General features: G+C 58.8%; 17 protein-coding genes. 4 read left to right on the forward strand and 13 right to left on the reverse strand.

All coding sequences use genetic code 11. From position 1 onward, the window contains the following. The 3 genes from VGL01_RS03360 to VGL01_RS03370 all read right to left on the reverse strand — a co-directional run. The coding region (locus tag VGL01_RS03360; RefSeq protein ID WP_331567061.1) for a GntR family transcriptional regulator at positions 1 to 712 on the reverse strand (712 nt) is incomplete at its 3' end. Between the two features lie 151 nt (positions 713 to 863). Further along, a complete protein-coding gene (locus VGL01_RS03365) occupies positions 864 to 2,213 on the reverse strand; it encodes an aspartate aminotransferase family protein (protein WP_414720162.1) in 1,350 nt (449 codons plus the stop codon). Between the two features lie 27 nt (positions 2,214 to 2,240). Continuing rightward, complete coding sequence (locus VGL01_RS03370; protein ID WP_331567063.1) at positions 2,241 to 3,344, reverse strand: phosphotransferase; 1,104 nt, start codon at positions 3,342 to 3,344, stop codon at positions 2,241 to 2,243. 632 nt (positions 3,345 to 3,976) lie between these two features. On the opposite strand from VGL01_RS03370, the gene VGL01_RS03375 reads away from it, so the two are divergent. Continuing rightward, positions 3,977 to 4,648 (forward strand): haloacid dehalogenase type II, encoded by a 672-nt coding sequence (locus tag VGL01_RS03375; RefSeq protein WP_331567065.1) that lies wholly within the window; start codon positions 3,977 to 3,979, stop codon positions 4,646 to 4,648. Between the two features lie 426 nt (positions 4,649 to 5,074). Then, on the forward strand, positions 5,075 to 6,352 hold the full coding sequence (locus tag VGL01_RS03380; protein ID WP_331567067.1) for an FAD-binding oxidoreductase: 1,278 nt from the start codon (positions 5,075 to 5,077) through the stop codon (positions 6,350 to 6,352). Positions 6,353 to 6,771: 419 nt separating this feature from the next. On the opposite strand, the gene VGL01_RS03385 is transcribed toward VGL01_RS03380, so the two are convergent. The 3 genes from VGL01_RS03385 to VGL01_RS03395 form a co-directional block, all read right to left on the reverse strand. Further along, positions 6,772 to 7,554, reverse strand: coding sequence for a peptidase E (locus VGL01_RS03385; protein WP_331567069.1), 783 nt, complete (start codon positions 7,552 to 7,554; stop codon positions 6,772 to 6,774). Continuing rightward, a complete protein-coding gene (locus VGL01_RS03390; protein WP_331567071.1) occupies positions 7,551 to 8,021 on the reverse strand; it encodes an NUDIX hydrolase in 471 nt (156 codons plus the stop codon). Before VGL01_RS03390 ends, VGL01_RS03385 begins: the two co-directional genes overlap by 4 nt. A 168-nt stretch (positions 8,022 to 8,189) precedes the next feature. Beyond that, positions 8,190 to 8,690 (reverse strand): hypothetical protein, encoded by a 501-nt coding sequence (locus VGL01_RS03395; RefSeq protein ID WP_331567073.1) that lies wholly within the window; start codon positions 8,688 to 8,690, stop codon positions 8,190 to 8,192. Between the two features lie 763 nt (positions 8,691 to 9,453). On the opposite strand from VGL01_RS03395, the gene VGL01_RS03400 reads away from it, so the two are divergent. Further along, a complete protein-coding gene (locus VGL01_RS03400; RefSeq protein ID WP_331567075.1) occupies positions 9,454 to 10,080 on the forward strand; it encodes a glutathione S-transferase in 627 nt (208 codons plus the stop codon). 82 nt (positions 10,081 to 10,162) lie between these two features. Here VGL01_RS03400 and VGL01_RS03405 read toward each other — a convergent pair whose 3' ends face one another. The 6 genes from VGL01_RS03405 to VGL01_RS03430 form a co-directional block, all read right to left on the reverse strand. Further along, positions 10,163 to 10,900 (reverse strand): HAD-IA family hydrolase, encoded by a 738-nt coding sequence (locus tag VGL01_RS03405; protein WP_331567077.1) that lies wholly within the window; start codon positions 10,898 to 10,900, stop codon positions 10,163 to 10,165. After that, the gene (locus tag VGL01_RS03410) at positions 10,891 to 11,367 is read right to left on the reverse strand and encodes a YbaK/prolyl-tRNA synthetase associated domain-containing protein (RefSeq protein WP_331567079.1); all 477 of its coding nucleotides are present in this window, start codon (positions 11,365 to 11,367) and stop codon (positions 10,891 to 10,893) included. The genes VGL01_RS03405 and VGL01_RS03410 overlap by 10 nt, the downstream gene beginning before the upstream one ends. Positions 11,368 to 11,372: 5 nt before the next feature. Then, positions 11,373 to 12,341, reverse strand: coding sequence for a threo-3-hydroxy-L-aspartate ammonia-lyase (locus tag VGL01_RS03415; RefSeq protein ID WP_331567081.1), 969 nt, complete (start codon positions 12,339 to 12,341; stop codon positions 11,373 to 11,375). A gap of 24 nt (positions 12,342 to 12,365) precedes the next feature. After that, positions 12,366 to 13,337 (reverse strand): ornithine cyclodeaminase family protein, encoded by a 972-nt coding sequence (locus tag VGL01_RS03420; RefSeq protein ID WP_331567083.1) that lies wholly within the window; start codon positions 13,335 to 13,337, stop codon positions 12,366 to 12,368. 104 nt (positions 13,338 to 13,441) lie between these two features. Next, on the reverse strand, positions 13,442 to 14,755 hold the full coding sequence (locus tag VGL01_RS03425; RefSeq protein ID WP_331567085.1) for a dicarboxylate/amino acid:cation symporter: 1,314 nt from the start codon (positions 14,753 to 14,755) through the stop codon (positions 13,442 to 13,444). Between the two features lie 152 nt (positions 14,756 to 14,907). Further along, complete coding sequence (locus VGL01_RS03430) at positions 14,908 to 16,020, reverse strand: asparaginase (RefSeq protein ID WP_331567087.1); 1,113 nt, start codon at positions 16,018 to 16,020, stop codon at positions 14,908 to 14,910. Positions 16,021 to 16,210: 190 nt separating this feature from the next. On the opposite strand from VGL01_RS03430, the gene VGL01_RS03435 reads away from it, so the two are divergent. After that, positions 16,211 to 16,843, forward strand: a complete 633-nt coding sequence (locus VGL01_RS03435; protein ID WP_331567089.1) for a helix-turn-helix transcriptional regulator — start codon at positions 16,211 to 16,213, stop codon at positions 16,841 to 16,843. 292 nt (positions 16,844 to 17,135) lie between these two features. Here the strand turns inward: VGL01_RS03435 and VGL01_RS03440 are convergent. Continuing rightward, positions 17,136 to 17,556, reverse strand: a 421-nt coding sequence (locus VGL01_RS03440; RefSeq protein WP_331567091.1) for a CorA family divalent cation transporter, incomplete at its 5' end; no start/stop codon positions are given.

Consider the following 17,556-nt stretch of genomic DNA (forward strand, 5'->3'; position numbering starts at 1 on the left):
CCTTCGAACCGCTGGTGAGAATGTGGGCAGACCCTAGCAATTTTCCGGCTTCCGAACGAAGCAGCTTGATGCGCAGATCATCCCAGTGCTCCAGAAATGCATCGCGAGCGGTTTCGAAGTCGCGGCTTTTCATGCACGCGATCAGGTGTTCATGTTCGCGCACTATCGTCTTCGGATCTTCGTAGAACTCCTGACGCTGAACCAAGAGAAGCTCAATTTCGCATTCCAGCATTTCATAACAGCGTAGCAGTCGCGGACTGCCACTTGCGACGATAATTGCGCGGTGGAAATCGCGGTCCGCCGTGACCTGCAGAGAACGCGGAGCGTCGGGAGGTGCACTGCGTAGCCGCTCCACCGCCTCTATCGCGTCGTCGGGAATTTTACCGTTGAGAACAATCATCTTGACGGCTTCTGCTTCCAGGACGGCACGCAATCGAGTGACATCGACGATATCATCCGGGCCGAACTCGGGCACATAAAACCCGCGATTCGCCGCCTGCCGGAGGATCCTGTTGCTTACCAGCAGTTGCGCAGCCGAGCGGAACGTGTGGCGGGAGACTTGGTATTCCTCTGCCATGCGTATATCGCGCAGGAATTCGCCAGGTTTGAAGCGGCCGTTCAAAATGTGGGTTTTGAGCTTGTCGGCCACTTCAGCAACGACCGACCCTCGCGCGGGTTCGCCGCTGTGGTGTGCTTTCGTGGTCAATATCATGGCAACTGGAAATTGGGACGGCACTCACTCGCCTGCCGGATTGTTAGGACTCGCACGCGCCTCGGGGGGCTTGGACGCCCGCATATTATAGTTGGGAACTGGAGGCTCAGCGTGGGCCCCCTGCGCGCTGGAATGGGGTCGGCGTCCGGGCTTAAAGCGACGCAAACGACGCTTCGATTTCGGTCAACAGACGGTCCGCATCCGCTTCGGTAAAGACGAGAGGCGGTCTGATTTTCAGCACGTTTGCGTCGGCACCCGTGGCAGAGATCAGCACGCGTCGCTGTCTGAGCCGGTTGACGATTGCGAGTCCGGTATCGATGTCGGATGCTTTCGTTTTCCGGTCCTTGACCAACTCGACACCGAAGTAAAGGCCGGTCCCTCGCACGTCGCCAATCTGTTCGTACTTTGCGGCGATGGAAGTCAAACCGTCAAGAATGATCTTGCCAACCCTTGTCGCATTGGCCATCAATCCTTCGTCCTGAATGACATTCAGAGTAGCTTCCGCTGCTGCAATAGCGACCGAGTTTCCGCCGAACGTGTTGAAATAGCGCATATCGCGTCCGAAGCTTGCAACGACGTCCGAGCGCACGACGACGCCCGCTACCGGATAACCATTACCCATCGGCTTGCCAAGCGTAACAATGTCCGGATCTACGCCATGACGTCGATGACCCCACATGTGGGTGCCACTGCGCCCAAAGCCACATTGCACTTCGTCCGCAATGAATAGGCCTCCGGCACTGCGCACGACCTCTGCAACAGGTTTGAGTACGTCGACAGGGTGCGAGTAGAGCCCGTCAGACGAAAACAACGAATCGACGATGAAGGCAGCAAGGCCGCCGCCATGACGCTTGATGTCCTCAATTTGCTGCGCGACGTTATCCGCCATCCATCGGCCGATGTGTTCGGGCACGATACGGTACGAGTCCGGCGGTGGCACCGTACGGACCATCGGGCCAAGCGCGGACCGTTTTCCGAGCGACGGCGAAAAGCTCGATGTCACACCGGAGTTGCCGTGATACGCCTCGGATGTGACGATGACACCCTCGTTACCCGTGTGATGGCGAGCAATTCGCATCGCCAGGTCGTTGGCTTCGGAGCCGGTGCACGTGAACATGGTATGGCCGGCACCGATCTCCCCCTCGAAAGTGGCCAGCAGTTTCTCGGCGTAACGCAGGATACCGTCTTGCATGTAGCGTGTATGAGTGCAGAGGGTATCGAGCTGCCGGGATATCGCTGCGGTTACACGCGGGTGCGCATGGCCCACGGATACTACATTGTTATAAGCATCGAGATACTCATCGCCCGCATCGTCGTAAAGATACACGCCAGCGCCGCGTGCGATGCGCAGAGGTTGAGCGTAAAACAGGCGATACGCCGGTCCCAGCAGGCGGGAGCGGCGTTCAATATGCTCACGCGTCTTGCTGTCAAGAGATTCGACGGAGGCGGGATTGAAGCCGTTGGGCATATCTCCGCGAAATCCTTTCGGTAATGTACTCATTTTCATCCTTGCAGTGATATCCCGTTACTACCGGGCGGGGAGCAGCAGAAGCTGGGAGATGTCGTCGAAGCTGCGGTGGAGGAACCATTCGAGCTGCGCCCATCCCGCGGTGGTGTTGCGCAGGATGTACGTGCTGTTTTGAGGAAAAAGCTTCGCTCGCCAAGTGGTGAGCAATGCGCGCGTGACAACCCGGGCCATTGCGAGATGAGGGATCAACATCAATTCGCCGTCGGTCAGGTCCGCACCGCGCAAATAGCCGCGTAAGACGTCTCTCGCGCGGCCAAAAAAATCGGCTTGTCTATCGTCATCGAGCTGGCCGGGAAGTTGGTTCATCAGCGCCGTCGACACGTCGATCGCAATAGCCGTGCGCACGGTGTCGCCGAAATCGATGATTCCGGTGACGAAACGTTCGTCGGCTGGGTCGACGACGATATTCGACGTGTTGAAGTCGTTGTGCAGGACCTGCGTACGACAGAGCGCGAGTTGGGGCTCGATGGTTTTGAAGCGCTCCAGCGCCATTTCAATCTGCGCACGATGTCGTCTGTCGTCGACGTAATCCAACAAGTGGCGAAGATCGCTCAGATGCCTTACGTCCCATGCCAACGTGCGGGAGTCTCCCGGGTGGGAGAAGGTACTGCACGCGTGCCGCAGAGCGGCTAGAAGTTCGCCGATCCTTTCTCGGTCTTGCGACGTTGAAGTCGTGGTTGCCAACGGTATACCGGGCAGGTACGAGAGAAGGCGGACATATCGATCTTCACCGCTGCTTGTTGTCACCTTCGGCAAGATCGCGCCGTTGAGACTTGGCGATACCCGAGGCACGGGCAGGTCCGGTGCCACCTGTTGGAGGTGCGCAAGCAGCTCAACCTGAAGACTTAACTCCTCCCAGTCTTCGTCGGGGTTCGCAATCTTAAGAATCCATTTGCGACCGTCGTGGTCATCGAAGCGGAACGTGTCGTCCTTTTCAGTCGGAAAGCGAACGACACTGCCATCGAGCCCAAATACCTCCTTGCCGATGGCAATGGCTTCTTCCTCATCGACATGGGTAAATCCTGCGGCCAGGCCTCCGGCGTGGGAGGGCAGCAACCCTTCTGATGCGGTGGATAACGACGAGATTCGAATTGGGGAGGGCATGAGCAGTGCCGTGTATGAGGAGTGGCATTACGGAGACGTGCATGCTTTCTCGCCACATGCCTGTTTCGCGGAACAAAGACCGGGCTATCCATTCCTCAACTCCAGAGGTCCGGTTTGGGCAACCCTGCACCGCAAGTCCATCTTGGTCAGAATTGTAGAACAATAAATGCGGCTTGCACAAGGGCGGCGCTCGCTTACATGGAGCAGCCGTTCCCAGCGGCCGTTGCGCCCTAGTTGAGAAAACCATTGGATCTGCTTCCGGCCAGAAAATCCTGTCGCACGCCGGAACGCCGTGGCATGAGCGATTTCGCGGCAAGAGGGGTCTGTTGCCGGCTCCAGTGTGCGGACAGCGTCGTGCTACACGGCCGGCCATCCGGTCTTTATCCGGGAAATCCCCTGTTTCATGAAAAAATCTGGCGCCGCCGCCGTCTTTGCGATATTGTTCAACAATTCTTTGCAGTCGATGCGCCACGAAATCTCGAAGTGTTTTGCTTGCTCGAGGCGCACAGCACTGCTCAGATCTCGTGCATCAAACACGGCGAGCGTAGATCCGCAGCTACCTCGCCAGCCGACCTTGCTGCGATCTTCCCGTATCGACGGGCAAACATTCGATAGACAGAGGAAACCTTGACATGAGCACCAGCCTGAGGCCCAAGTACATTTCGTTCGATTGCTATGGAACGCTGATTAATTTTCAGATGGCAGACCTTGCGCGTGAGCTTTTCGCGGACCGCATCGCCGCCAAGGACATGCAGCAATTCACGACGGACTTCGCGCGCTACCGTCTGGACGAGGTCATGGGCGACTGGCGGCCATATGACCAAATCCTCTGCAATTCGGTGAAACGGACCTGTCGCCGCTGGGGCATCGAATACCGCGATAACGAGGGTCTTAAGTTTTACAACGCCGTGCCGACCTGGAAGCCGCATGCAGACGTGCCGGACGCGCTGGCAAGGCTTGCCACGGAATACAAGCTGGTCATCTTCTCCAATGCGATGGACGTGCAGATTCCGTATAGCGTCGAAAAGCTGGGTGCTCCTTTCCATCGCGTTTATACCGCGCAGCAGGCTCAAGCCTACAAACCGCGTCTGCGTGCCTTCGAGTACATGATCGAGCAGCTCGATTGCAGGCCGAGCGACATTCTCCACGTCTCGTCCAGCATGCGCTACGACCATCTATCGGCGGACGACGTCGGGATCAAGAACAAGGTCTTCGTCTCGCGTGGTCACGAGCCGAGCTGGCCGGTGTGGGGCTCTCACGAAATTAAGGATTTGAGCGGCCTGCCCGCGCTCGTCGGTCTCTAAGAGTGATGTATGCGCCCTGAAGCCGGGCAGGCGCGGAGAATGTGATCAAGCTCGAATCGTACTGGCTTGATACTGCACCTGCGTTTGACCGTTCGGCACGCGGACCGGCGGTAGGCCGAACCGACGTTGTGATAGCCGGTGCGGCCTTTACCGGATTGTCCGCGGCGCTCGCGCTCGCAAGGCAGAGTGCGGGTGTAACCGTGTTCGAGGCGGCCCCGGTCGGGCGAGGCGTCCGGCCGAAACGGAGGGCACTGTAACCGCGGACTCGCGCATGACTTCGCCGCGTTGGCCGGGCGCATTGACATCGAGAAGGCACGCGGGTTCCACCGGGCATCGACGCCGCTGTCGACACCGTAGAGGCGGTCGTCGTGCAGGAGAACATTGCGTGTGACTTCGTGCGTGCCGGGACCATTTGGGGAGTATGAAATGCATTTCGAGTCTTACTGGCTGGATACGTCCGAGCCATTCGTCAACAACTCGCCTGACGAGCACGGTGGACGTTGCGACGTGATCGTGGTGGGCGGGGGGATCACGGGGTCGGCGGCCGCGTTGGCGCTGGCTAAAAAAGGCGCGCGCGTCATCGTCTGCGAAGCTGGAACCGTGGGGCAGGCGGCGTCGGGCCGCAATGGCGGCATGTGCAACAACGGCTTCGCGCAGGATTACGCTACTCTCTCGCAGCGCATCGGCACGGAATGGGCCAACCGGCTGTATCTCGCGTTCGACGCAGGTGTCGACACGGTCGAGCGATTGGTCAGGGAAGAGTCGATCGATTGCGATTTCGCGCGCATGGGCAAGCTCAAGCTCGCGGCGAAACCGGAGCACTTCGATAAGCTCGCGCGAAGCCAGGCGATGTTGGCCGCGGGCGTAGACCCCGACACGCGCCTTGTGACCAAGGCGGAGCTTCGGGACGAGTTGGGTTCCGACCGTTACCACGGCGGATTGATTTTTAAGAAGAGTGCGGGGATGCACGTCGGCCGCTACGTTCGGGGTCTCGCGAGGGCCGCGCAAGCGCGTGGGGCGCATATTCTGGAACATGCGCCGGTTCTGGGGCTGCAAAGGGAATCGGCCGGCGCCTATGTCGTCCAAACGCCGCGCGGAGAAATCCGCGCGGCGCAGGTCCTTCTCGCAAGCGGCATCTCGCAGGTCGGGCCGTTCGGCTGGATCCGGCGCAGAATCGTGCCGGTTGGGGCGTTCCTCATCGTCACGGAGCCCTTGCCGGTGGATTTACTCAACCGGTTGATGCCGACGCGCAGGATGGCCACCGACACCAAGAACTTCGTCAATTTCTTTCGTGTCACGCCCGACAGTCGGATACTGTTTGGCGGGCGCGCGCGTTTTGCGACCTCGAACCCTCGTTCGGACGAGAAAAGCGGCTTGATCTTGCGACAGCAAATGGCCGCCGTATTTCCCGAACTGGCCGACGTGCGCATCGACTATTGCTGGGGCGGCATGGTCGACATGACGGCCAATCGATTGCCGCGCGCCGGAGCGCGAGAAGGTGTGTACTACTCCATGGGTTATAGCGGCCACGGCACGCAGATGGCCACGCTGATGGGTACGCTGATGGCGGAGATCATGGACGGGCGTGCCGATTTGAACCCATGGAAAGACTTCGGCTGGCCCGCCATTCCCGGTCACTTCGGCAAGCCGTGGTTTTTGCCGTTCGTGGGCGCATGGTATCGACTCAAGGATGTGCTGCAATGACGTCACCTATTGCATCACCTGATGCAAGCGAAAAAGCTGGAGCGGTTCTTCATCGACGGCGTATGGGTTGCGCCGGAGAGTACCGACCGAGTAGCGGTAGTCTCGCCGTCCACCGAAGAAACGATCTGCGAAATCCCATTGGGAGACGAACGCGACACGCCCCAGGTTTGCCGTAACGCTCGATGTACGCGCGCGTGCCGGCGCGGGACCCGCAAGCCGGCATCCGTCATGAGCCGTCTGACCGTTTCCTTGGCCAGCCGGATACCGTGGCACTCCCACAGCTTCTCGCAGGCCAAGGTCGGACCAAAATTGGCATAGCGCTCACGGCCAGAATGCGCCCAAACCGCCCAGCACTGCGTCATTTGAACCGCAACGGAAGGATGTCCCAAGCAGGGTGGATGACAGCTTCAGTGTTGCGCCTAGTCGCGTTCGCGTCGATCCTTCGACGTGACCGGACCTTCATTAAGCGCGTGGTTTTTCATGTCGCTAATGAGTTCGGCAGGAGTCGGTGTCTCAACCACCGTGTCTTGCACGCTGGTGACCCGGTAAGCCGTTGCACCCTCGCGCCAAGAAACGGCCTTGTCGATTTCGATGCCATCGAACAGAACTGCCGCGTGGTCATCTATCGCAATGGAGGCCGGGACCGCGTTCATTTGCAGCGCATGGTGCAGACTGGCGCGGCGTTTCGGGTCCGAACTGTAATGCACGCCGCAGGCGCCAGGTAACAGCCCCAGGCACGTCAGCGGGCGATAGTCAGGGCCCCAGAACGAGTCCGTCAAACCGGCCTCGAACCAACACATCGCTCCCGCGCTCATCCCTGCCAGGAGCACGCCTTTTTTCCAAGCTGCGCACAGTGCCTCGTCGACCGCCCATTCTCGCCATACCGCTAACGCCGATTTGGTATTTCCTCCGCCAACGAAGATAGCATCTTGCTCGAGCAGTTGCCTTGCCAGGTCAGCTACAGGTATGGCGTTATGGCTTGGCAGGCGGAAGAATGCCAGATGCGAAGTCTCGCAGCCGAGTGCCGCGTAAGTTGCGTAGAACTTTTCGATATGCTCCGGCAGGTCACCGCTCGGCGTGGAGATGAAGCATATCCGGGGGCGAGAACGGCCGGTAAGGTCACGTATGTAGGCGTCGATGGGCGAGACGTTGTCTTCCATCATGAAGCCGCCACCACCAATCGCCAGAATTCGACGCCTCAAGTTGGGTCTCCTTTGTGAGAGGCTTCGGAAACGCCTTCGAGTATCGACACCAGGTCTTCCGGCCACACCGTGTCCAGTGTTTCGCGCAGTTCCTTCAACGACCACCATTTGTGATCGGCCATCACGCCCCGTTCCTGAGCGGTCCATCCGTCTCGAGAGATATCCGGCGTTGCCGTCGCTATGATGAAGTAGCGCTCGTCTGCGACGACATACTCGCCATCAGGGAGCCGCAACTCGAATTCGCGTTGTGCTACTGCAGAACCGACGCGATCTACAACAATGCCAGTTTCTTCCCTCAGTTCCCGAACCGCCGCGTCTTCGTAGGTTTCATCTTCTTCTAGGCCACCTCCTGGCGTAGCCCAATAATCCTCGCCCGCCAGCGGTCCGTGCTTGTGGACGAAGCGAAACAGCAGAACGTTATGTGAGGGATTGAGAATCAGAAGTCTGGCAGACTTTCGGCGGCGCATCGAGGTTCCTTATTTAAGACTTCTTTCCGAGCACCGGCTTTGTATTCGTTGAAGCCGGTTTCCTCACCGAAACGCACGAGCTGTTGCGCGGCCGGGCGCATGATTGCGCAACAATGGCGGCTTGGTATCCGCATCGCATGATCGGATATTGTTGCGAATTCGTGCCGCCTATGCAGGGAGGGTAGACCGGATTCCGAGCTGCCACAGCATGTCGATGTTTTTCAGATAGGTCGCGACGTTTTCTGCAGGGGCGTCGATGATCGAATGCTGCGAGCTGTCCATGCTGTTGACTTCTGCCGTCCACGGATCGTCAAGACTGGCACATACGTCGGCAACGTCCTCGCGATATCGGTGGAACGTGTCATCGTCCCAAGCTTGAACGGTTGTGGGTGCAAGCAACACTGAGAGCACACCCTTGCGCTCGCCGATGAACCGTACCGGCCCAAGCACGCCACTGAGGTACATGATCAGGATCGCATCAACGACCCGGTCGTCGTGGTCTTCGTCCCAGATGATTGCGAAGTCGAGGAACCTTCCATACTGAAGCTGACTCATCAGTTCGTCGTGCCAGGTTGGTACGCGCAAAACAGAATAATGCGTGCCTTGCCCGAGGTGTCCTACGGGCCGGGTCTCATCGTGCAGCGTTTGGAAGCAGGGTGCGTAAGACATTTCGTGCTCCTTTCGGGAGAGATGCAGCTTCCGCTGCCGAATCCCAGCCATTTCGTAGCTCGGGATATCGAGCAAACACTATCACGGACATGATCATCGTCGCCGGGTTTCTCCACGACGCCTTGGCTCGCTTGCCGGCATTGTCGTAACAGGTGCAGTTGGTATCGCGCCGAGCTCGGCAAGCTTGTCGCGTGCCTCGCGATACTGCTCATAGAATTTCGCCCACTTGCTGAAGCCGCCGAGTTCGCCGACGGCTCGCAGCATGGCGAGGTGCGAGGCGATCAACAACTGCACGGTGGCTTCGAGCTCGGCAATCCAGACATACCAACAGCGTTGATAATTTAGATTATGTCAAATACAGGATAGGACCCAATAAGGGCATCGCGAACGGCCCAAAATTCGAAGCGATCCTGATCGGTGCCTGCGTCGCGGCGGCGCCGTCTGCCGTGGCGATACTTCACCCGACCGGGAGTTTCGTGCTCTACTGCTTCTACATCGTCGCGTTCGAATTCCTGTTTCTGCGATGCCAAGCCCATCTCGTCGAAGAGTGCCCGCAAGAGATGGTCGGCACGATGGTCACCTATCAATACGCGGCCATGTATTCAGCCATGTTGCTCGTCACGGGCCGGAGACGCGGCTCATGCGGCGCTCGGTCTGCACGGCATCGCCCTCGGATGCGGGTGCTTTATCTCCTGTTGCGAGCGACCATCGTTTTCGATGGCAGGCGCATCGTCATGAACCCTTCTCAAGCAGATTGAATGTCATGATCAAGATACTCGGCAAATCGACGTCGATTAACGTACGAAAGGTGCTGTGGACCTGTGCGGAGCTGGACTTACCGTACGAGCACGAGCGATGGGGCGAAGACCACAAGCCCCTGAGTTCGCCGGAATTCCTCTCGCTGAACCCGATGGCGCAAGTGCCGGTGCTGATAGACGACGACTTCGTCACGTCGGAATCCAATTCGATCATTCGCTATCTCGCCAGTGCATACGATCCGAGCGGCCGGCTGCTGCCTCAGGCGCCGCGCAAGCGTGCCGAGATCGAGCGTTGGATGGACTGGCAAGCGACCGAGTTGAACAATGCATGGCGCTTTCCGTTCATGCACCTCGTTCGCCAACACCCGGCCTGGGCGAATTCGGAACGGGTCGAGAGCGGCATCCGGACGTGGACAGGTTATATGGCGCTGATCGACGCGCAGTTGCGCAAGACGAAGGCGTTTATCCTCGGCGGAGAATTCCTGCTTGCGGATATCGTGATCGGCTTGTCGGTTCATCGATGGTACTCGACGCCGATCGATCACCCCCAGTTCGAGGCCGTGAATGACTACTACGCGCTGCTCACGACGCGGCCCGGCTTTTGCGCGTTCGGGCGCAACGGCATTCCCTGAGACGGGGCGGAGTCTGAAACGCGTCATGTTGCGGGGCGGCGTAAAGTTGTCACTCGAACGCCCGATTTGCAGTTGGAAGATGTCAGCGATCCGTTGCCGAAGTGAGCGAGAGAGGGCCACCCAACGCTCGGCACAGCATCGACAGATCCCGAATCCTCAGATACCAACGCGAAGTCTTGCCGGTTGAGGCTTTCGCCTCGGAAAAACCGTGCCGAACAATCCAGGCTGCCTGTAGGCCCGCATTCAGAGACCCGAGAACATCGAGATCGAAGTCATCCCCGACATGCAGCAACGCCTCGGGCTGCACCCCAACGATTTTTGCAGCCTCTAAAAAGATGCTGGCATCAGGTTTCGCATAACCGAACGCATCGGCAGTCAAGACTGTACGGAAAAACCCGGAACAACCGGTTAGCCGAAGGTCAGCGTTTCCGTTCGTCACTGCCACGAGCGGAAACCTGGCGCTAAGCCAGGTCAACGCTGGCCAAACGTCCTCATAGAACTCGACTTTCTGCCGGGCGGAATAAAAGACGGTGTATGCGGCTTCCGCAAGGGCGACATCTTCCTTCGCTAACTGCAAGGCAAGCCGAATGGAGCCGAGGCGTAAGGCTCGGTAGTTGGCAGCCAAGTCAGGGCGCGAGCGTTCGTACTGGTCGCGCAGCGCTCCAAGCGCCCGCCAGCTCGGCAGCGTAACTGCCGTTCCTCGCGCTTTTTCGAGCAACCAGGCATGAAGGACCGCTTCGGCACGCTCGACTGCCGCCCTGAAGGACCAGAGCGTGTCGTCCAGATCAAACGAGATGGCTGATACTTTGCCTAGACGCATAGGGATTGCAGAAGCGGCTTGGCAATCCGGACATAATCGACCGAATCCAACACCATCGAGCGATCGAGCCGTCCAGCGTTGAACGCGATCTCGTCAAAGCGCTCGACCAGCTCGGGGTCAACGATCAGTTTGATGTTTGACGAGAACGAGAAAGGAGGGATTGCACCAATGACGCACCCCGTCTCTCGTTGCGCTTCTTCGGGCGAGGCAAGCGTTGCTTTCTTGACCCCTGCTGCCGCCGCTACCCGCTTGAAGTCCAGTTTCCTGTCGCCCGGAAGAACCGCGAGGACCAGCGTGCGGTCGTCGTCTTTGCACTTGCAGAGCATCGCCTTCGCACCCTGCCCCGGCTCGGTCCCGCGAATCGCTGCGACCAGGTCCGACCGTCCCTCGGGTGGATGCTCGCAGACGCGGAACCGGGCTGCTTCGGCTTCGAGCAAAGCAACCAGCTTGTCAAACAGGGGCGTCATCGTGCTTACGCCGCCGCTACCGCGCAGAAACGTTCGAGGTCGATGTTGCCACCGCTGATGAGAACGCCGACGCGCTTTCCTTTGAGAGAGTCCTTCATATTCAAGGCAGCAGCGAGCCCGAGGCACCCGGTCGGTTCCACGACCATCTTCATGCGGGCAGCGAAGAACTTCATGGCGTTCACCAGATCGGAATCGGGTGCCGTCAAAATGTCGTTCACATCGCGTTTGATGATACCGAACGTGTAGTGTCCGAGGTGCTGAGTCTGTGCGCCGTCCGCAATGGTTTTCGGCGTCTCGATATGAACGATTTCGCCACTCCGGAACGATTGCTGACCATCATTACCTGCTTCCGGTTCGACGCCGTACAAGACACATTGCGGCGCCAGAGCACGGGTCGATAGGGCGCTACCTGACAGCAGACCCCCACCGCCTAACGGCACAAACAGGTAGTCGAGCGCACCAACGTCTTCAAAGAGCTCCTTGGCGGCAGTCCCCTGCCCCGAAAGGATGTCCGGGTGATCGTAGGGCGGAATCAGCGTGAGGCCGTTTTCGTCTGCGAGACGCCGGCCAATCGCTTCGCGATCCTCGGTGTAGCGGTCGTACACGACCACGTTCGCCCCATATCCCTTCGTCGCCGCCACCTTCGCTGCGGGCGCATCATGCGGCATCACAATGGTCGCAGGGATGTTGAGAATCTTCGCGGACAGGGCAATTCCTTGGGCATGGTTGCCCGAGGAGAACGCGACCACGCCGGCTTTGCGCTGTTCGGGCGAAAATTTCGAAAGCGCATTGAACGCCCCGCGAAACTTGAACGCGCCCATGCGTTGGAAGTTCTCACACTTGAAGAACACTTCCGCGCCGATCATTTCGTTCAGCGTGCGTGAGGTTTGAACCGGGGTGCGATGTGCGACGCCGGCGATCCGGGAGGCAGCCGCCTCAACGTCAGCGTAGGTGGGAAGCTCGAAAGTAGTCATGTCAGACTCGAAAGTAGATTTGATTCACCAAGGCCATGCAACGGACGTCCCTAGCTGTTGCTCCGTGGCGTGCTCATAGAGGAAGCGCGCGACCGTGAGATCCTGCAGAGCGAGGCCCGTCATATCGAACACAGTGATGTCGCTCGGAGACCGCTGGAACGAGCTTGTGCCAGAAAGGATGTCTCCTATTTCCGTGCATGGCAACGACGGTGCCCACTGGCATTCGCCGATGCTGCGTGCCTGAACCTCATCATCGACGAAAATGCGCGCACGCGCCAACACACCATCAGGCAGTTCGCGCTTGCCAGCCGTGTCGGCACCCACACATGTCAGGTGCGTTCCAGGTTGAACCGCATCTGCTTCGAACAACGCGCCACTCCCGGGCGTCGCGGTGATGACCACATCGCTGTTGGCTACGGCATCGTTGCGGTCCATCGCCACGCTGATGGCGCACCGGTCCCGAAATCTCGCTTCGAAAGCGGGCTCGGCCTCGCCGGTGACAGTCACATATTGGACCGCACAGTGCTGAGGCAGTAGCTTCAGCGCGTACTGAAGCTGAACGCTCGCCTGAACCCCGGTACCGAAGATGCAGATCCGCGTACTTTCGCGTCGCGCGAGCTGTTGCAGCCCCAGACCACCGGCGGCGCCGGTCCGCGCAGTGGTGATTGCATTACCGTCCATGATGCAGAGCGGTCGCCCCGTCGAAGGATCGAACAGCGCAACGGTCGCTTGATGAGGCTCACCGCCAACGCCACGGTTGCCCGGCCAGAATCCGGCCGCCTTGAAACCGAGAAGATTCTGGCTTGCCACATCGCCGGACTTGATGCCGAACACCCCACCCGTATGCAACTTCTCGCGCACGACAGGAAAGACTCGTCCGGCTCGCCGGCTGTGAAGGATAAATGCTTCGCGAACCGCTGCCATGACCTGCTCCGCTTGCAGAGCAGGTTCCACAACGTCACGGTCGAGCAGGAGAAGCTTTGCGTCTGTCGGCATGGTCGTACGTTTTCCCAATCGGACGGCTAAAACTATAAAGTATGTCCACAAATGGACGAAATATCAACATAGACATGCCGAGCAATGCAAGGCCCTTCCCCGGGTCACGACGAACGAACATTCCCATAATCGGGGACAGGTTCAGTACTTGCGCTTTGCAACGCTTGACCCTGTTCGTGCGTCCCAGCGGGTGACAGTTCACCTTCCCATTTGGCCACCACAGCACTGGCGATGCTGTTGCCCAGAACATTGGTTGCCGTGCGGCCCATGTCAAGCAACTGGTCAATGCCCATCACCAGCAGCAAGCCGGCTTCGGGAAGGTGAAACATCGGCAGGATCGCGGCAACCACAACCAGCGAGCCTCGCGGAACCGCCGCCATACCCTTGCTGCTGATCATGAGGATGAGGAGCATCGTTATTTGCGTGCCGATGGGCATGTGCACGCCAAACGCCTGTGCGATGAAAATCGCCGCGAATGCCTGATAGACCATCGAACCGTCGAGATTGAACGAGTAGCCAAGGGGCAGCACGAATCCGACAAGGCGTCGATGCACGCCGAACTCGGTCAACTTTTCCGTCAAAACCGGAAAAGCGGCCTCGCTGCTGGCCGTCGAGAACGCAATCATCATCGGCTCACGAATCCTCTTGACCAATTCAGGCATACGACGGCCCAAGGCTGCGCGTCCAGCGAAATACAGCGCCGTCCAGAGTGCGAACAATGCCACGTAGAACCAGCCAATGAGCTTGCCGTAGGTGACGACCACGCCAAGGCCTTGCACGGTGACGACACCCGCGATGGCAGCGAAGATACCGACAGGCGCGAAGGCCATGACCGCGTTCGTCGCGCGAAGCATCGTCTCCATCAGCCCATCAACGGCACGCTTCAGGAACACGCCAGGCTCCCCCGGAACCTTTCCCAACGCAATACCGAAAAACAGCGAGAACACCAGAATCTGCATGATCTGGTTTCCCACCATTGCTTCAGCAATGCTGCTCGGGACGATATGCGTCAGGAAGTCCTTCATGTTAAGTGCGCTCGTTTGCAGATGCGTCGAAGCGTCCGCTGGCGGCAGTGGCATATTGAGATTGGCACCGGGTTGAGCGATATTGACGAACAACAGCCCGATGCTGAGCGATACGAGTGAAGCGACGATAAACCAGCCGAGCGCCTTCGCGCCGATTCGCCCGATGGACTTTCCACTGTGCATGCTGGCAATGCCAGAGACGAGTGTCGCGAAGACCAACGGCGCGATAATCATCTTGATCATGTGCAAGAAAATCGTCGTCACCGCGCCGAAGTCGGCGGCAATGGACTTGGCAGCGGCCTCGTCTGCCGCATATTGATGGCAGGCGTAGCCTACGACGATGCCGAGGATCATGCCGAGCATGATCCAATGAGAAAGCTTCCACTTTTTCATGATGGTATCTCCTTCGATCTTTTTTGATCTCATCTGTTTGCAACGCACACGTTCAAGTAATGCCCGGCCGGCGGGGTGATGTCGGGGGGCATTGGACGCCTGCGATAAGGCGGCAAGTCGCCATTGCAGGCGACCCGCTCACGAAATGGAATTCAGTACGTTGACTGGAAGACTTTCTGAACCTTGTCCGGCGACGTCACGCCGTTGGCGATGAGCAGTTGCGTGAGAACACGCGACTTTTGAGGGTTCAGGTCATAGGAAGCAACGAAGCCGCTCTTGTCGTCGGGTACCTCGACATTCCGATTGACGAATCCGCTGCCCACACGCGTGGAACGGACCACGACGATGCCCTTGCGAGCAGCCGCTTCCATCGCGTCCAGTGCAGCCTTCGACGCATTTCCATCGCCGACACCCGCGAGAACGATGCCCTTTGCGTCATGTCGAACTGCGTCCTGAATCTGCGTCGCGTCCATGTCCGCGTGCGCGTACACGATGTCCACGCGGGGTAGCCCGCCGCTTGGCAGCTCCAAGGCCTTCTGGCGGCTGGTCGGCGCGGGAGAGAGGTAGCGGATCGAGGCAGGATCGACGTACCCGAGCGGGCCGGCGTTCGGGTTCTGGAAGGTCTGCAACGACGTAGTGTTGGTCTTGGTTGCCCAACGCGGGCTGTTAATCGTGTCATTCATCACCATCAGCACGCCACGGTTGGCGGACTGGGGGCTGGCAGCAACTTCCACCGCTTCGTAGAGATTCATGGGGCCATCGGCGCTCCTCGAACTACCCGGACGCATGGAACCGACGAGAACAACCGGCTTGCTGGTCGAGAGGACGTGATCGAGGAAGAAGCCGGTTTCTTCCATTGTGTCTGTGCCGTGCGTAATCACAATGCCGTCGACCTCGTTCCGGTCGACGGCCTGTTTGATGCGGTTCGCGAGCTGATACCAGATCTTGTTGTTCATGTCCTGTGAGCCGACATTCGAAATCTGCTCCGCGTCGATGGACGCGAGCTTGTCGAGACCAGGAACGCTCGCGATGAGTTGACCGCCGGTAATGCCGCCAGCGTTGTAGCCAATTGCCGAGCGGGGATCGGAGCTGCTGGCAATCGTGCCGCCCGTTGCCAGCACGAGAATCCTCGGCAGGTTTTGTGGCGGGTTGGCGCTGGGCTGCTGTGCATCGGCGGCGGTCGTGAAGGCCCCCACTGTCAGCGACAAAAGCGCCGCACACAGACCTCGCGCCAAGGCGGACTGGCGTACGTGTTTCCCTTGCATTGCGTATCTCCTGATGGTGTCTATTTGGGGGCAGGGACCGAGCGGCGCGCTCAATAAAGGGCACTGACCGGCTCAAGGTCTATGCATATTATCCAAAGTTAGACGTTCTGTATAACATAGGGGAATGCGAGGATTTCGCTTCGGGCGCCAAGAGCCTATACAATGTGAAAAAATGTAGATGAATCATCCAATGGCTAAGAGCAAACTCACCAGAGAGCAGCAGACAATCCTCAACCAGGTCAAGCACATCGCAGCGGGATTGGGCGAAACGCTTGCGCCATTTACGGAGGTGGTGGTTCACGACCTCCTTCATCCGAAAAACGCGATCCTTGCGATCCACAACAACCTGTCTGGGCGGCAGGTGGGCGATCCTGCGACCGAACTCGGTCTGGCACGGATTGCCGATGCCAAGTACCCGCAAGTCCTCGCGAATTACGCGAATCGTTTCGCGGACGGCCGGCAGGCCAAGAGCACATCAATTGGCATAAAGGATTCGGACGGGCATTACATCGCCGCGCTCTGCCTGAACGTCGATGTGACGCTGTTCCGCAGCGTCACCCACCTGCTGGAACAGTTTTCTACGCTCAAGACTGATGTGGTCAAAGAATCGCTGGACCCATCGAGCGCAGAGTCGCTGCGTGAGCGAATCGATCGATTCGCGGTCGCTCTCGCGACGACGCCGCAGGCGCTGCGCACTGATCAACGAAGGACTCTGATGCAAGCCCTTAGAGACGAGGGATACCTTGATTTGCGACGATCGATGGAGACGGTCGCCCAACATCTGGGCGTATCGCGCGCGACCGTATACAACGACGCCAAGTGAGAGGAAATGCTGCGTGTCGCGGCAATTTAGTTCAGATCCTGGTCGCCCGAGATTTGCGCGAGAGAGCCTCGATTCTTCGAGGATTTCGGGACGCTGCGATCGACGACGCCGTGAAGATGACGCTCGAGGTCGGCCCGCTGTCGCGTGCGTATGAAGAGCACGGTTTGTCCAGCGACAATTACTTTTGCCGGCGCATTGACTCCGGTTTTTTGTTACCGAGCTAGGCTCGTTGCCTCAAGTATTTTGCTACCTGTCAGATGGCTGACAGTCGAACAGCCCCAACACTGGTAAGTCACAGCCACCCCGCGGCCTTGAACCGCCACCAAAGAAAGATGTCGATTCCGAGCATCGCCGCGAGACAAACCGGATACCCGTACGCATAATGCAGCTCGGGAATGCTCTGAAAATTCATCCCATAGATACCCGCGATCATCGTCGGCACGGCAAATAGCGCCGCGAACGCCCCGAGCCGTTTCGTGACCTCGTTCTCGGCCAGCGAGATTATGCCGAGGTTCACCTGGATCGCAGTCACGATCATTTCCCGGCGGCCTTCAATCGTCCTGACGATGCGCTCCAGGTGATCGGAGACATCGCGAAAATACGTGCTCATTCCGAGGCAGATGCGCGGAATGCGGCCGCCCGACAGCTTGCTGACGCCCTCCAGCAATGGAGCGATGTGATGCTGTAAGGTGACGAGCTTGCGCTTGAGCAAA

The sequence above is a fragment of the Trinickia sp. genome, from assembly GCF_036503415.1.
GTDB lineage: Bacteria > Pseudomonadota > Gammaproteobacteria > Burkholderiales > Burkholderiaceae > Trinickia.

Coding starts and splice junctions, on each gene's coding strand:
- VGL01_RS03365 (WP_414720162.1), bottom strand. CDS start 2,213: ATGAGTACATTACCGAAAGGATTTCGCGGAGATATGCCCAACGGCTTC.
- VGL01_RS03370 (WP_331567063.1), bottom strand. CDS start 3,344: ATGCCCTCCCCAATTCGAATCTCGTCGTTATCCACCGCATCAGAAGGG.
- VGL01_RS03375 (WP_331567065.1), top strand. CDS start 3,977: ATGAGCACCAGCCTGAGGCCCAAGTACATTTCGTTCGATTGCTATGGA.
- VGL01_RS03380 (WP_331567067.1), top strand. CDS start 5,075: ATGCATTTCGAGTCTTACTGGCTGGATACGTCCGAGCCATTCGTCAAC.
- VGL01_RS03390 (WP_331567071.1), bottom strand. CDS start 8,021: ATGCGCCGCCGAAAGTCTGCCAGACTTCTGATTCTCAATCCCTCACAT.
- VGL01_RS03395 (WP_331567073.1), bottom strand. CDS start 8,690: ATGTCTTACGCACCCTGCTTCCAAACGCTGCACGATGAGACCCGGCCC.
- VGL01_RS03400 (WP_331567075.1), top strand. CDS start 9,454: ATGATCAAGATACTCGGCAAATCGACGTCGATTAACGTACGAAAGGTG.
- VGL01_RS03405 (WP_331567077.1), bottom strand. CDS start 10,900: ATGCGTCTAGGCAAAGTATCAGCCATCTCGTTTGATCTGGACGACACG.
- VGL01_RS03410 (WP_331567079.1), bottom strand. CDS start 11,367: ATGACGCCCCTGTTTGACAAGCTGGTTGCTTTGCTCGAAGCCGAAGCA.
- VGL01_RS03415 (WP_331567081.1), bottom strand. CDS start 12,341: ATGACTACTTTCGAGCTTCCCACCTACGCTGACGTTGAGGCGGCTGCC.
- VGL01_RS03420 (WP_331567083.1), bottom strand. CDS start 13,337: ATGCCGACAGACGCAAAGCTTCTCCTGCTCGACCGTGACGTTGTGGAA.
- VGL01_RS03425 (WP_331567085.1), bottom strand. CDS start 14,755: ATGAAAAAGTGGAAGCTTTCTCATTGGATCATGCTCGGCATGATCCTC.
- VGL01_RS03430 (WP_331567087.1), bottom strand. CDS start 16,020: ATGCAAGGGAAACACGTACGCCAGTCCGCCTTGGCGCGAGGTCTGTGT.
- VGL01_RS03435 (WP_331567089.1), top strand. CDS start 16,211: ATGGCTAAGAGCAAACTCACCAGAGAGCAGCAGACAATCCTCAACCAG.